Genomic DNA, 15128 nt, shown 5'->3' on the forward strand with positions numbered 1-15128 from the left:
CCTGGGGATGGCCCCGCACGCGGGTTCCCCTGGCCTGCCTCTTGCCTAGTTTGAGTCGAAGAAACGGGAGAGGTGGATGGCGCTCAAGGCCTTCGACGAGATGCGCGGTCCGGGGGATGCGGCGGCGGATTCGCCCGCCGTGCGCGCGGCCTATGACAGCCTGAAAACTTGGCTCGATCAGACCCCGCCGGAGCATTTCAATACGCGCCGCAGCCAGGCCGAGATGCTGTTCCGGCGCATCGGAATCACCTTCGCCGTCTACGGCGCCAACGAATCGACCGAGCGGCTGATCCCGTTCGACATCATCCCGCGGGTGCTCACCAAGCCGGAATGGGGTTTCCTGGAGCGGGGCCTGAAACAGCGGGTGACGGCGCTCAACGCCTTCATCAACGACATCTACGGCGCCGAGGAATGCATCAAGGCCGGCGTGATCCCGGCCGACCTCGTCTACCGCAACCCGCATTACCGCATGGAGATGCGGGCCTTCGACGTGCCGCACGATCTCTACGTGCACATCGCCGGCATCGACATCGTGCGCACCGGCGAAGACGAGTTCTTCGTTCTGGAGGACAATGCCCGCACCCCGTCCGGCGTGTCCTACATGCTGGAGAATCGGGAGGTGATGCTGCGGCTCTTCCCGGAGCTGTTCTCCCGGCACCGGGTCGCACCGGTCGAGAACTATCCCGATGCCCTGCTCGCCACCCTGCGCAGCCTCGCGCCCCAGTCCGCAACGCGGGACCCGACGGTCGTGCTGCTCACCCCCGGCCGCTACAACTCGGCCTTCTACGAGCACTCGTTCCTGGCGGACAAGCTCGGCGTCGAGCTGGTGGAGGCGGGCGACCTCTTCACCAAGGACGACGTCGTCTACATGCGCACCACCGAGGGGCCGCGCCGGGTCGACGTGATCTATCGCCGCCTCGACGACGACTTCCTCGATCCCCTGGTGTTCCGGCCGGATTCGGTGCTTGGCGTGCCGGGCCTGATGAACGCCTACGAGCGCGGCAACGTCACCCTGTCGAACGCGGTCGGCACCGGCATCGCCGACGACAAGGCGGTCTACAGCTACATGCCGGAGATCGTGAAGTTCTTCACCGGCGAAGAGCCGATCCTGCACAACGTGCCGACCTGGCGCTGCCGGGAGAAGGAGGCCTTCTCCTACGTCATGGACAATCTGAAGGACCTCGTCGTGAAGGAGGTCAATGGATCCGGCGGCTACGGCATGCTCGTCGGCCCGCATGCGACCAAGCGCGAGATCGAGGATTTCGCCAAGAAGCTGCGCCACGCGCCGGACAACTTCATCGCCCAGCCGACCCTGTCGCTCTCGACCTGCCCGACCTTCGTCGCCTCCGGCGTCGCGCCCCGGCACGTCGATCTGCGCCCCTTCGTGCTCGCCGGCGCCGACGAGATCCGCATCGTGCCCGGCGGCCTGACCCGCGTGGCGCTGAAGGAGGGCTCCCTGGTCGTCAATTCGAGCCAGGGCGGCGGCACCAAGGACACCTGGGTGCTCGACGCATGAGCAATCCGGCGCACCGACGGGCACACTCGCCCCGTGCGCCTTTCCTTATTGCCGGCGGATGGAGCAGCTGCGCAAACAAGATGCAGCGTCCCCGCTTCTCCTTCCTTTCCGGCTCCGGCCGGGCGTGCCTATGACGTGAAGCCATGCTGTCCCGCACCGCCGACAATCTCTATTGGCTCTCGCGCTACGTGGAGCGCGCCGAGTTCGTGGCGCGCATCCTTGATGCCGCCCACCGGCTCGCGGCCCTGCCCTCGAACTACGGCGGCGGCGAGAGCAACGAATGGGCCTCCGCCCTCTCCTCCGCGGGTGACCCGGAGGTGTTCAAGACGCTCTACGACACGGTCGACGAGCACACGGTCTGCAACTTCCTCGCCTTCTCGCCACACAATCCGTCCTCGATCCGCTCCTGCATCGCCACCGCCCGCGAGAACGCCCGATCGATCCGGACGGCGCTGACCACGGAGATGTGGGAGGCGATCAACGGCGCCTATCTGGAGCTGCGCAACTACGAGGGCCGGGAGCTCAACCGGGAGGAGTTCTCGCTCTTCCTCGACTGGGTGAAGCGCACCTCTCTGGCCTTCGACGGCTCGGCCTACCGGACGATGCTGCGCAACGACGCCTACTGGTTCACCCGCCTCGGCACGGCGATCGAGCGCGCGGACAACACCGCCCGCATCCTCGACGTGAAGTACCAGATCCTGCTGCCGGCCTCGGAGCGCGTCGGTGGCAGCCTCGACTACTTCCAGTGGACCACGATCCTGCGCGAGGTCTCGGCCTTCAACGCCTATCACTGGGTCTATCGCGAGAGCATCAAGCCGTTGCTGGTCGCCGACCTCCTGATCCTCAACCGGGAGATGCCCCGCTCCCTGGCGAGCTGCTACCGCATGCTGGTGGAGCATCTCGACCTGATCGCGGATGCCTATGGCCGGCGCGGCGAGAGCCAGCGGCTCGCGAGCAATCTGCGGGCCCGGCTTCATGGGGCCGATATCGAGCGCATCTTCGCCTCGGGGCTCCACGAGTTCATCGAAGGCTTCATCGCCGACAACAACAAGATCGGCGCGGCGATCAGCGAGCAGTATCTGGTCTGAGCAAGGTCGCGCGAGAAGAGTTCACGCCGGGAAGGCAAGGCATGCGAATCCGCGTCGTTCACGACACGATCTACACCTACGAACAGGCGGCACGGGGACTGATCCAAGTGCTGCGGCTGACGCCACGGGATCATGACGGCCAGCATGTGCGCGAATGGCGCATCGAACCTTCGGTGAACGGGCGCCTCACCGCCCGCGAGGACGGGTTCGGCAACATCGTCCACTGGTTCTCCGCGGACGAGGCGGCGGAGGAGCTGACCATCCGCGTGACCGGCGAGGTCGAGACCTTCGAGACCCACGGCATCGTGCGCGGCGCGGTCGAGCGCCTGCCCGACCTGTTCTACCTGCGCGACACGAACCTGACGGAACCCAGCGCCGAACTCGTCGCCTTCGCGGACGAGGTCGCGGCCCGGGCCGAGGCCACGCCCCTCGCCCTGTGCCACGCCCTGCTCGAGGCGATCCACGACCGGGTCACCTTCGAGCCCGGCCCGACCAGCGCGAGCACGACGGCGGCGCAATCCTTCGAGGTGGGCAAGGGCGTGTGCCAGGACCTCACCCACATCTTCCTCTCGGCCGCCCGCCACCTCGAGATCCCGACCCGCTACGTCTCCGGCTATTTCCACCGCAACGACGGGACCGACGACCAGAAGGCCGGACACGCCTGGGCCGAGGCGCTGGTGCCGGATCTGGGCTGGGTCGGATTCGATGCCGCCAACGGCATCTCGGCGACAGAGGCCCATATCCGTGTGGCGAGCGGCCTCGACTATCTCGGCGCGGCGCCGATCCGCGGCAGCCGCATGGGCGGCGGCATCGAGACCCTCGAAGTGGCCCTGCGCGTCGAGCAGGTGCAGGCGCAGAGCCAGCAGAGCCAAAGCCAGTCGCAGGGCTGAGGCCGCCCCGCGACGTCGCGATCAAGGACTGGGGCCGCAATCGGAGACCTTCGGTCTCATGGGGCGTACCAGCACCCCTGAATTTGCGATACCGGCCGCTAGATGTCCGAACCGATCCCTCGCGGTCGCGCGCGGAGGTATAAATGGGACGTCGTCCGCGAGTATAAAAATAGAATAATTCTACTGTGTTTTGCCTGCGCAACACCGCGTGCAATACATAATTCGCTTGCGCACTTCTCATTGACGCGCCAGCGATCCGTCCGCATCCCTGTGTGCAACTTCTCGCACCCGGATGAGATCGTGTTTCCCGTCTTCCTTGTCAGCCGCGGACGCGAGTCTGAGTCGCGGTCTCCCATCGACGCTCGCCGCACCCCGTCCACGGCCGGCACCGGGCCGGGCACGGATTTCGCCGTGGCGTCGCTCCCCGGCCGCCACCGTCATGCGGCCCTGGCCGGCGGCCTCTCGCTGATCGCCCTCGGCGTCGCGGCCCCCGCGCAGGTCCTCGCCCAGACGACGACCCGCCTCGAAGAGATCAGCGTGCAGGGGAGTCGGCCGGTGGATGCGGCCGGCGCGGGCACGTCCCGTGCAGTGGTGCCCGATTCCGCGGCCGCGCCCAACACCGCTGCGAATGGCGGCCTCAACGGGCCGGCCGGCGCCATCGGCACGCCGCCCGGCCAGGAGAGCCCGGTCGGCCCAATCCGGGGCTATGTCGCGACCCGCTCGGCGACGGCGACCAAGACGAACACGCCGCTGATCGAAACCCCGCAATCCATCACCGTGATTGGCCAGACGCAGATCGCCGAACAGGGCGCGACCACGCTGACCCAGGCGACGCAATACACGGCCGGCATCTATTCCGGGACCTTCGGCGCGGACGAGCGCGTCGACTACTTCACCCTGCGCGGGTTCGTCGCCAGCGATTACGGCATCTACAAAGACAGCCTGCAGCTTCTCAATTACGGCTTCGGCACGTTCAAGCAGGAGATCTTCGGCCTCGAACGCATCGAGGTCCTGCGCGGTCCCTCCGCCGTGCTGTTCGGCGCCGGGAACCCGGGCGGTCTCGTCAACCAGATCACCAAGCGCCCGACCGAGCAGCCCTTCGGCTATGTCGAGGCGGGGGGCGGCTCGTTCGGCCAGAAGTACCTTGCCTTCGACATCGGCGGTCCGGTCGATGGTTCCGGCCACTGGTTCTACCGCCTGACCGGCATCGGACGGCAGGGTGGGACGCAGATCGACGGGGCGGATTCGGACCGCGTCTACATCGCCCCGTCCTTCACCTACCGGCCGGATGCGGGCACCTCCTTCACGGTGTTGACGAGCTACCAGCGCGACTGGTCGGCCGTGACTGCGAACTTCCTGCCCTATTACGGCACGGTGCGGCCCAATGCGAGCGGCCTGCGCATCGATCGTTCCCTGAATGTCGGCGACCCCAACATCAACAACTTCCAGCGCGAGCAAGCTTTCGCCGGATACGAGTTCGCGCACATCATCGACGAGACTTGGACGGTCCGGCAGAATTTTCGCTACTCGTTCAGCGACGGCACCCAGAACTCGTATATCGGCCAGCTCGGCTATGCGGATCCGGCCACCCAGACTCAGCTGGCACGCTATCAGTTCAATTACAGCGACCGGGTGAACCTGTTCCAGGTCGACAATCAGGCCGAGGCACGCTTCTCCGATGGCCTATTTCTGCACGACGTGATTTTCGGCGTCGATTACAAAAACTATACGCTCTACGACAATCAGGGCACCAACTTCGCGGCCAATCCGTTCTATGCCGCTCCGTCTCTGAACCTCCTGGCCCCGAATTTCGGCCCTGCCCTCGGGCGCCCGGGGCCTTATCAGGTCAACGTCAACAGCTTCTCGCAGATCGGCCTCTACGCGCAGGACCAGATCAAGCTGACGGACCGGCTGACCCTGATCGGCGGCCTGCGCCAGGACTTCGCCGCGAGCGACGTCACCGACAAGCTCTTCAACGGCGCGAACAGCACCCGGCGTGACGACCAGGCGCTGACGGGCCGCATCGCGCTCCTCTACAATTTCGATCCCGGGATCGCGCCCTACGTCGCGTACTCAACCTCGTTCCAGCCCCAGATCGGACCGGACGCGATCACCGGTGCAGCGCTCAAACCCGATCGGGGCGAGCAGGTCGAAGTCGGCCTCAAGCTGCAGCCGGTGGGCGCGCCCTACTTCCTGACGGTGGCGGCCTTCGACCTCGTCCGCGACAATCCGCCGATCCCCGTTCCGTCGGGCGTGGGCTTCGGCACCACGCAGCTCGGAAGCGTGCGCTCCCGCGGCGTCGAGGCGCAATTCGTCGCCACCCTGGCGGAAGGCCTGAACGTCGTCGCCGCCTATACCCACTACGACCTGGATTACATCAGGCTCGAGGATCCGCGCCTTCAGGGGCTGATCGGCAAGACACCGACCAATGTGCCCCAGACCTTCGCCTCCCTGTTCGCGGATTACACGATCCCGGTGGGGGAGCTGCGCGGCTTCGGTTTCGGTGGCGGCGTGCGCTATGTCGGGCATTCCTACGCGGATTCCTACAACACCTTGAAGGTGCCGGAATACGTGCTCTTCGACGCGACGGTCCATTACGCCTGGGACAATGGCTGGCGCGCGGCGGTCACCGCCGCCAACATCGGCGACAAGCGCTTCGTCTCCTCCTGCCAATCCGAGAATTCCTGCTTCTACGGCGAGGCGCGACGGGTGATCGGCAGCCTGAGCTACAAGTGGTGAGGGACTGAAAGCCGCCCGGCCCACGGGATCCGGGCGGCGGCCCGTGCAGGGCCGCCCGCCGAAAAGAGGATCTTGCGAGGCCTTGAGCGCCGTGCGATCCGAGCCGCGTTCACCTCTCGAAACACCCGGGCGGGCACTCTCATGACCTACTGCGTCGGACTGCTCGTCGAGGACGGGCTCGTGATGATCGCAGACACCCGCACCAATGCGGGCATCGACGACATCTCCACCTATCGCAAGCTGCACATGTTCAACGTGCCCGGCGAGCGCGTGATGATGCTCGCCTCGGCCGGCAACCTCTCGGTGACGCAATCCGTCATCAGCATGCTCGGCGAGGGCGTGGAGAACGAGGAGGGCGGCCCGCCCCAGAAGCTCGTCGAAGCGCCGACCATGTTCAAGGCGGCGCAGCTTGTCGGCAAGGCGATCAAGCGCGTGCACGCCATCGAGCGCGAGGGCTTCGAGCAGGCCCGGATCCGCTTCGAGGTGTCCTTCCTGTTCGGCGGCCAGATCGCGGGCGAAGGCATGCGCCTGTTCATGATCTACTCGGCCGGCAACTTCATCGAGTGCGGCAAGGACGCGCCGTTCCTGCAGATCGGCGAGCACAAATACGGGAAGCCGATCCTCGACCGGGCGGTGACCTTCGAGACCGACGTCTACGACGCCCTCAAGGTCGGCCTCGTCTCGATGGATTCGACCATGCGCTCGAATCTCGGCGTCGGCCTGCCGATCGACATCGCCGTGGCCCGCCGCGATGCCCTCGACCTCGAGGTGAACTACCGGATCGAGGCCGGGGAGAGCTACTTCCACGATCTGCGCGAGCGCTGGTCGGCGGCCCTGCGCGCGGCGCACCGGGCGATCCCGCGGCCGCCCTACGCGCCTCAGGGCTGATCGCTCAGGCCGGGACGGTCTCCCGCACCAGCGCCGGCAGGCCGTAGTAATCCTCCAGGATCCGCGGGTAATGCGCGGAGCGGTAAGGCTTGCGCCGCGCCCAGAGCGCATCGACGGGCAGCGCCAGCAGGGCGTCGTTGAGGCCCTGCGGATCCTCGATCAGCCGTGAATCGAGGATGTGCCCCTCCCCGAGCGCCCTCAGGCGCTCGGCCTGGGCGCCGAGATCGAACACCACAGGCGGAACGCCGGCGGCAAGCGCCATGGACAGGGTGTAGCAATAGGTCTCCGGCCAGATCGACGGCAGGAAGACGAGGTCGGGATCGAGCTTCTTCAGGGCCGCGAAGGCCTCCGCGTCGCTGGCATAGCGTCCGGTCTCGCGCACGCCGACGCCGTGCAGGGTCTTCTTGACGTTGGAATAGCCGACGATGGTGAAGCTGACCGGCAGCGCGCGGAACTGCGCGTCGAGGGCCAGATTATAGAGCACGTCCGCCCCCTTGTGGGTGCCGAACGCGCCGAGCAGGGCGATGCGCAGGGGCCGGTCGCCGCGGACGTACCGCGGCAATTCGGTCGCCGGCCAGTCCTCCTCGTGCGGACGGATCACGAGATTGGGGAGCCCAAGGGCCGGCCCGAGGCGCCCGGCGATGTCGTCGGAGGGCGCGTAGACCCGCCGCGCGCCGGCCAGGAACTCCGCGAACACCGCGCGCCGTTCCGCGGGGTCCGGCACACCGTCCGCCTTGGCATCGAGCCGGATGCAGTCGCGGCAGACCTCCGGCTCCGGCATGCGGCAATACACGCCCTCGGGCCGGACCAGATGGTTGCGATGGCAGGCGGCGGAATAGTCGTGCAGCGTGCAATCATAGGCCGGCAGGCGCCGGATCAGCGCCATCAGGTCCCGGGCCGAACTCCAGCTCAGCTCTGCCAGCGAATGCACATGCACCAGGGACGGCTTCAGCCAATCCAGGAACTCGGCGAGCAGGCCGGCTTCCTTGGTGAGAGAGATCGGGTCGAGGGAGCCGGCGGCGAAATCGATGCCCGTATCCTCCGGCAGACCGAGCTTGACCGTGTCCGGCCCGGCCGTGCGCAGATAGACCACCTCCATCCCCTCGGCCCGCAGTCTTCGCGCCATCGCCTCGGTATGGGTCTCGATCCCCCCGCTCCAGTCGTGGGTGACGAACAGGGCGATGCCCTCCCCCGCCCGGCGGGCGAAGCGGAAGACATCGAGCCGGTGCCGGGCGAATTGCGCCGGGTCGACCTTGATGTGATTCTCGACCCGCAGGCGGTAATCGGGGTGCTTGCGCAGCACCGTGTTGAAGATCTCTTCGCCCTTGGTCGCGATCAGCGAACCGAAGGAGACGCTTCCCGAATGGAAGACGTAGACGTCGTGGGCGAGCAGGTTCTGAAAGCCGGCCTTCGACGCCCGCAGGCAGAAGTCGTTCTCCTCGCCATAGCCCTTGCCGAAGGTCTCCGCGTCCAGGGAGCCGACCGCGTCGATGACCGCGCGGCGCATGTAGAAGCAGAAGCCGACGCCGGTCGGGACCGGCGAGTGCGAGCGGGCGTTGCAGAGCGCGGCATAGGCGTCGATCTCGTGCGGCTCGATCTCCAGGCGGTTCTGGTTGTCGGCGTTGAAGACCGGGTAGCTGCAGATGGTGGCGTTGTTGGAAAACGGCGTCACGGTCGCGACCCACGCGTCCTGCTGCGCATGCCAGAGCAGCCGGTCGAGCCAGTCGCCGAACACCACGATGTCGGCATTGAGCAGGACCACGTCCTTGCCGGCGGCGATGTCCAGGCCGCGGTTGCAGGTGGCCACGAAGCCGAGATTGGCCTCGTTGGTGCGGTAGGCGAACAGGCCCTGCGCGGCGAGGTCATCCAGCGCGGCGGTCAGGCGCGCGTCGGGGCCGGCATCGTTGATGACGAGCAGGGCGAAGCGCGTGCGCGGCCGGCTGGCCAGCACGGAATGGATCGCCCGGAGAGTGTCGTCGTAGCCCTTGTAGACGGGCATGATCAGGACGACCTCGGCCACCTCCAGATCGGCGGCGGGCGTCACCGCCTGCCAGGCCGTAGGCTCCGGCGCGACCTGGGGCGGCCAGTTGCCCCGTCCGTGCGGATTGGGGCTGTAGCCCCGGGCCCGCCCCACCGCGAGATAATGGAAGAACGGATTGACCCCGGCCGCGATCTCGTCGCCGTACCGCCCCCGGTAGTAATGCATCGAGAAATGCTTGTTCGGGTCGCGGTTCTCCCGGACGCCGAATTCGAGGAAGTGGCGCACCGGGTCGATGCCGGAAGCGCGCACGTCGCCCTGGCGGCTGAGATAGAACTCGGCGTCGAACTCACCCCGGACGGTCTCGTAGACCTGCACGTCGGAGGCCGTCGCCAGATCCCGCGGCAGGCGGTCCGTGCCGAGATCCGCGTTCGCCCCCGGCAGCTCCGCCCCGTCATGCAGGAGCGGGTAGGTCGAGACGTAATGGTAGAACGGGCTCACCCCGAGCCGGCGCACATGGCCGTGCAGGTGGAGGTAGGTCTCGCCCGAGAAGCCTTCGGAGGGGTCCAGGCCCTGCTTCCAGCCCCGGGTCAGGTAATGGGCGATGGGATCCTCGTCGTCGTCGAGCGCGGCGGCGACGGCATAGCCCGGCGCATCGAAATAGGGGGCGATCAGGCCCGCCTGGATCTCGATGAATTCCGGCCCCGGCAGCGTCGGCGAGCGCAGGCGCTCCTCGGGCGAGAGCCGGGCGTAATGCAGGAGCGGGTTCACGGCTTCGGCCAGGCCCCGCAGGTAGCGGTCCCGATAGTAGAGCGTCGAGAACACGGCCGAGGGATTGCGACCCTCGCGCCAGCCGTGATCGAGGTAGTGGATCAGGGGATCGATCGTGTCCCGGCCGACATCGGGATACTCGGCACAGTAGAAGCGGGCGTCGAAGAACGGCTGGATCGCGTTGGCCTCGCGGCTCCGCCGGCGGAGGCGCCTCGACAATCTGAACACAACCAAGTCTTTCCCGAAATTAACGAATTCTACCGCAATCGCGGCAGCGGTAGGCGGCTTCCTCGAATCGGTCAAGGTGGCGCGGGGGCGGCTCGCAAAGGTTTGCTCCGGCGGTTCCGAGGCCTGGTGGAACGCTCCCTTCGCGCCTTGCACGTGAAGTGTGGCACATGCCGGGCAGCCTCGGCGTTGCGAAGGCGGGACGGGCATGCGACAGCCGGTTTTCCCACGGGGCGGCACGAGGCCCCGGATCACGGGAGGAGCGAGCCATGGCGACGAGAGGCTTCACGGGGCGTCCCCCCGCCGCCGAGATCCGCGAGCGCCTGCCGCCCGGCCAGTATCTCACCGACGACTTCCCCGTGCTGCAGCTCGGGCCGACGCCGCGGGTGTCCCTCGACACCTGGCGCTTCACCCTGCGCGAGGGCGCCCGCCCGATCGCGAGCTGGAACTGGGAGGAGTTCAACGCCCTCCCCCGCACGCGCTGGAAGGGCGACATCCACTGCGTGACCAAGTGGTCGAAATTCGACACGGCCTGGGAGGGCGTGAGCCTCGACGACATCCTCGCCGCCGCCGGCATCGCGGCGCCGACGCCCTACGTCCTGGCCGAGGGGCACGACGACTACACCACCAACGTTCCGGTCGCCGACCTTCTCGGCGGCAAGGCGATGGTCGCCACCACCTATGACGGCGCGCCGATCGAACCCGACCACGGGGGCCCGGCCCGGCTCTTCGTGCCGCATCTCTATTTCTGGAAGAGCGCGAAGTGGGTGAAGGGCCTTCGCTTCACCCAGAAGGACGAGGCCGGCTTCTGGGAGCTGCGCGGCTATCACATGTACGGTGATCCCTGGCGCGAGCAGCGCTTCACCGGGGATTGAGGCTCGTGTCCGACCGCCCTCCCCTCCCCTGGACGACCGCCACGATCGCCGCCATCGGGCAGGCGACGACACGGGTGAAGAGCTTCCGCTTCGACGGCCTCGGCGCCCGGCACCGGGCCGGGCAGTATGTCGAGGTCCGGCTCACGGCCGAGAATGGCTACCAGGCCCAGCGGAGCTACTCCATCGCCTCCGCGCCGGGCGATCCCGCCGGGATCGAGCTGATGATCGAGGCGCTCGACAACGGCGAGGTCTCCTCCTTCTTCGACACCGTCGCCGAGGTCGGCGACGCGATCGAGCTGCGCGGGCCCATCGGCGGCTCCTTCGTCTGGTCGCCGGAGGATGGCGGGCCGGTGCTGCTCATCGGCGGCGGCTCGGGGGTGGTCCCCCTGCTGTCCATGGTCCGGGCGCGGGCGCAGAGCGGGTCCGAGGCGCCGATGCTGCTCCTCTACTCGGCGCGCAACGCCGCCGAGGCCATCGGACGCTCGGAACTGCTGGCGCGCTCCCGCGACGAGACCGGATTCGACCTGACCCTGCTCCTGACGCGGGAAGGCCCGACCGCCGGGCGCCGGATCGACCGGGTGATGATCGACACGGCGATCGAATGCCTCGGCCTGCCGCGCCATGTCTTCGTCTGCGGCGGCAACGCCTTCGTCAGCCATGTGAGCAATCTGCTGCTCGATGCCGGTCTGAAGCCCGGCACCATCCGCACCGAGCGTTTCGGCGGCTGAGGCCCCGTCTCCCTCGAGATGTCTCGAACCCTTGGCACCGCGGCGGCGAGCGGCTACCGCGCATGCCTCCATCGATCGTCGGGAGCGCACAGGATCATGAAGCTCGTGGTGGCAGGCGCCGAGGGGCGCATGGGGCGGATGCTGATCCGCGCGGTGGCCGAGACCGAGGGCTGCATCCTGGCGGGCGTCCTCGACCGCGAGGGCTCCGCCGTCCTCGGCCAGGATGCCGGCCTGCTCGCGGGCATCGGCGAGACCGGTGTGAAAGTCAGCGACGACCCGCTGCCGCTGCTGGCCGCGGCCGAGGGCCTCCTCGACTTCACCGCCCCCGCCGCGACCGTGGCCTATGCGGCGCTGGCCGCCCAGGCCCGCATCGTCCACGTGATCGGCACCACGGGCCTCTCCGCGGAGGACCTGCGCAAGATCGAGGCGGCCTCCTACCACGCCCGCATCGTGCGCTCGGGCAACATGTCCCTCGGCGTGAACCTGCTCGCGGGCATCGCCCGAAAGGTCGCCGCCACCCTCGGCGAGGAATTCGACATCGAGGTGCTGGAGATGCACCACCGCATGAAGGTGGACGCCCCCTCGGGCACCGCCCTGCTGCTCGGCGAGGCGGCGGCGGAGGGGCGGGGCGTCGCCCTCGCCGAGCGCCGAGTCTCGACCCGCGACGGCCATACCGGGGCGCGGCGCCCCGGCGACATCGGCTTTGCCACCCTGCGCGGCGGCAGCGTGGTCGGTGACCACAGCGTGATCTTCGCCGGCCCCTCCGAGCGCATCACCCTCTCGCACCACGCCGAGGACCGGGCGATCTTCGCCCGCGGCGCCGTGCGGGCCGCGCGCTGGGCCTTCGACAAGCCGCCGGGCCTCTACGGCATGGACGACGTGCTCGGGCTCGCCTGAGGATTGGACGAAAGTTCGGCTGACGATTTCCACGTGTCGTCAGCCCTTCGCTTCTGCGAAAGGACCGCCTCTGCTACAGCGGCCCCATGCTCAAGGCGATGGCGCCGCCGCGCCCGCCCGTCCCGGAGACCGATTGCCCATGGAGCGCATGCTCGTCCTCGCTCGCCACGGCCAGAGCGAGTGGAACCTCAAGAAGCTCTTCACCGGCTGGCGCGACCCCGAATTGACCGAGCTCGGCGTGGAGGAGGCCCGCAATGCCGGCCGCTGGCTCAAGGCGCAGGGCAGCCAGTTCGACGTCGCCTTCACCTCGAACCTGCGCCGCGCCCAGCGCACCTGTGCGCTGATCCTGGAGGAGATGGGCCAGGCCGGCCTGGAGACGATCCGCTCCGAGGCGCTGAACGAGCGCGACTACGGCGACCTTTCCGGCCTCAACAAGGACGATGCCCGCGAGCGCTGGGGCGACGCCCAGGTGCATGAATGGCGCCGCTCCTACGACGTGCCGCCCCCCGGCGGCGAGAGCCTGAAGGACACCGCCGCCCGCGTGCTGCCCTATTACATCCAGACCATCCTGCCGCGGGTGATGGCCGGCGAGCGGGTTCTGGTGGCCGCCCACGGCAACTCCCTGCGGGCGCTGGTGATGGTGCTCGACGGCATGACCACAAAGACGATCGCGAGCCTCGAGATCGCCACGGGCATCCCGCTCGTCTATCATCTCAAGGCCGACACGACGGTGGAATCCAAGCTGATCCTCGACAAGGACATCGACCAAGATCTCTGAGCAGCACGCGCCCGTCGCCCTGGCGCCGGGCCTGATCCACCATCCCCGCTTCCTCGACGCGGCCGGGCAGGACCGGCTCGCCGAGGAGTTGTGTGCCGTCTTCGCGCAGGCACCGCCCTACCGCCCCACCATGCCGCGCACGGGCAAGCCCTTCTCCGTGCGCATGACCAATGCCGGCCCCCTCGGGTGGGTCTCGGACCGCGACGGCTACCGCTACCAGCCCCGGCATCCCGAGACCGGCCGGCCCTGGCCCGCGATCCCGCCGACGGCTTTGGCCGTGTGGGAGGCCCTCGCCGGATGGCCGGCCGGCCCGGAGGCCTGCCTGGTCAATCTCTACGATCCGCAGGCGCGGATGGGCCTGCACCAGGATCGCGACGAGGCCGAGCTCGATGCCCCCGTGCTCTCGCTCTCCCTGGGCGCCCCTGCCCTGTTCCGCTTCGGCGGCACGCGCCGCGAGGGGCCGACCCGCTCCGTGCGGCTCGAGGCCGGTGACGCCCTGGTGATCGGCGGCGCCTCCCGCCTGATCTTCCACGGGATCGACCGGGTCCTGCCCGAGGATCCGGACCTGTTCGCGCCGCGGCCGGAATCACGCTTCGGCGATCTGCTGCCTCCGGGCGGCCGCTGCAACCTCACGCTGCGCCGCGTGACGCGTTCGGACGCGTCCCCAACCGCTTGACTCGGCTCGGACGGCGGTCGACCCATCGTAGGCGCGGCGGTGGCATGCCCCTGCCGGCCCGGCGGAGAAACGGTTCGATGTCCCTGCGTCCCAAAGCCCTCCTGCTCGCCCTCCTGGCTGTCCTGTCCGCGCCCCTCGCCCCCGCCGGGCTGCGGGCCGAGGAGGTGATCTACCCCTCCTCCTCCCGCTTCGGCCTGGAGCCGCCCGCGGACATGATCGCCTCCAAGCGCTTCCTGGGCTTCGAGCGTCCCGAAGGCGGCGCGACGGTGCAGATCGTCGAGCTGGCCCCCTCCGCCTTCGCCGAGATGGTCCAGACCTTCACCGACGAGAATCTGCGGGGCCAGGGCTTCAATGTGGAGAAGCGCGAGCGGCTGAAGGTCAGCGGCGACGCCGACGCCCTACTCTTCACCGGGGACCAGCCCGCCAACGAGGCCCAGGGCACGCCGGCGATCCGCAAATGGATCCTGCTGGTCGGCGCCGCCGACGTCACAGGCGTCTTCGTGGTGCAGCTCGCGCCCGGGGCCGAGACCGAGGAGGCGATACGCGCCATGCTGACCGGCGTGAAGATCCGCCCGCCGCTGAGCCTGGAGCAGCAGGTCGAGGTGCTGCCCTTCCGCATCACCGATCTCGCCGGCTTCCACCCGGTGCGCGTGCTCGCCGGCAACTCGGTCTTGCTGACCAAGGGGCCGAAGGACCAGTTGATGAACCTCGATCAGCCGATCCTCGTCCTCGCCCAGGCCGTGCAGCAGCCTCCGGCCCAGGAGCAGCGCGACGGCTTCGCCCGGGCGGCGCTCTACTCGAACCAGACCATGAAGGACTTCTTCATCGAGCGTTCGCAGAGCTACCGCTCCAACGGCGTCGACTGGCACGAGATCGTGGCGCGGGCGACCGACGTGCCCTCGAACTCGCCCGTCGTCGTCTCGCAGACGATCCGCTTCAATCCGGATGGCTATGTTCGCGCCGTCGGCATCGCCCGCGCCGAGCAGCGGGCGGAGGCCCTGCCGCTGTTCCGGCAGGTGGTCGACAGCGTCGTGGTCCGATGAAAAAAGGCGCGCCGGATGTACCGGTGCGCCTGGAGG

12 protein-coding genes are annotated in these 15128 nt (G+C 68.3%); 11 read left to right on the forward strand and 1 reads right to left on the reverse strand.

Features of this window, described 5'->3' with window-relative positions; translation table 11 throughout:
* The first annotated feature begins 76 nt into the window (after positions 1–76).
* The 5 genes from MFF21_RS16115 (at position 77) to MFF21_RS16135 (ending at position 7121) form a co-directional block, all read left to right on the forward strand.
* The gene (locus MFF21_RS16115) at positions 77–1516 is read left to right on the forward strand and encodes a circularly permuted type 2 ATP-grasp protein (RefSeq protein WP_238312303.1); all 1440 of its coding nucleotides are present in this window, start codon (positions 77–79) and stop codon (positions 1514–1516) included.
* Positions 1517–1659: 143 nt separating this feature from the next.
* Positions 1660–2604 carry an alpha-E domain-containing protein gene (locus MFF21_RS16120; protein ID WP_238312304.1) on the forward strand — a complete coding sequence of 315 codons (945 nt, stop codon included), beginning with the start codon at positions 1660–1662 and terminating at the stop codon, positions 2602–2604.
* Between the two features lie 41 nt (positions 2605–2645).
* Entirely contained in the window at positions 2646–3494 is an 849-nt protein-coding gene (locus tag MFF21_RS16125; protein ID WP_238312305.1) for a transglutaminase family protein, read from the forward strand.
* 411 nt (positions 3495–3905) lie between these two features.
* Entirely contained in the window at positions 3906–6233 is a 2328-nt protein-coding gene (locus tag MFF21_RS16130) for a TonB-dependent siderophore receptor (protein WP_238312306.1), read from the forward strand.
* 141 nt (positions 6234–6374) lie between these two features.
* Positions 6375–7121, forward strand: a complete 747-nt coding sequence (locus tag MFF21_RS16135; protein WP_238312307.1) for a proteasome-type protease — start codon at positions 6375–6377, stop codon at positions 7119–7121.
* 4 nt (positions 7122–7125) lie between these two features.
* Here the strand turns inward: MFF21_RS16135 and MFF21_RS16140 are convergent, their stop codons facing one another.
* Positions 7126–10098 (reverse strand): glycosyltransferase, encoded by a 2973-nt coding sequence (locus MFF21_RS16140; RefSeq protein ID WP_238312308.1) that lies wholly within the window; start codon positions 10096–10098, stop codon positions 7126–7128.
* 266 nt (positions 10099–10364) lie between these two features.
* On the opposite strand from MFF21_RS16140, the gene MFF21_RS16145 reads away from it, so the two are divergent.
* The 6 genes from MFF21_RS16145 (at position 10365) to MFF21_RS16170 (ending at position 15092) form a co-directional block, all read left to right on the forward strand.
* Complete coding sequence (locus tag MFF21_RS16145; protein WP_238312309.1) at positions 10365–10970, forward strand: sulfite oxidase-like oxidoreductase; 606 nt, start codon at positions 10365–10367, stop codon at positions 10968–10970.
* 5 nt (positions 10971–10975) lie between these two features.
* Positions 10976–11698, forward strand: coding sequence for a ferredoxin reductase (locus MFF21_RS16150; RefSeq protein ID WP_238312310.1), 723 nt, complete (start codon positions 10976–10978; stop codon positions 11696–11698).
* A gap of 96 nt (positions 11699–11794) precedes the next feature.
* Positions 11795–12595 (forward strand): 4-hydroxy-tetrahydrodipicolinate reductase, encoded by an 801-nt coding sequence (gene dapB / locus MFF21_RS16155; protein WP_238312311.1) that lies wholly within the window; start codon positions 11795–11797, stop codon positions 12593–12595.
* 139 nt (positions 12596–12734) lie between these two features.
* The gene (locus MFF21_RS16160; RefSeq protein ID WP_238312312.1) at positions 12735–13373 is read left to right on the forward strand and encodes a 2,3-bisphosphoglycerate-dependent phosphoglycerate mutase; all 639 of its coding nucleotides are present in this window, start codon (positions 12735–12737) and stop codon (positions 13371–13373) included.
* Positions 13366–14049: an alpha-ketoglutarate-dependent dioxygenase AlkB family protein gene (locus tag MFF21_RS16165; protein WP_373325036.1), complete on the forward strand. Its 684-nt coding sequence runs from the start codon at positions 13366–13368 to the stop codon at positions 14047–14049. The genes MFF21_RS16160 and MFF21_RS16165 overlap by 8 nt, the downstream gene beginning before the upstream one ends.
* Positions 14050–14126: 77 nt before the next feature.
* On the forward strand, positions 14127–15092 hold the full coding sequence (locus MFF21_RS16170; RefSeq protein ID WP_238312313.1) for a hypothetical protein: 966 nt from the start codon (positions 14127–14129) through the stop codon (positions 15090–15092).
* Positions 15093–15128 lie beyond the last annotated feature (36 nt).

Source organism: Methylobacterium organophilum (genome assembly GCF_022179465.1).
Lineage (GTDB): Bacteria > Pseudomonadota > Alphaproteobacteria > Rhizobiales > Beijerinckiaceae > Methylobacterium > Methylobacterium organophilum.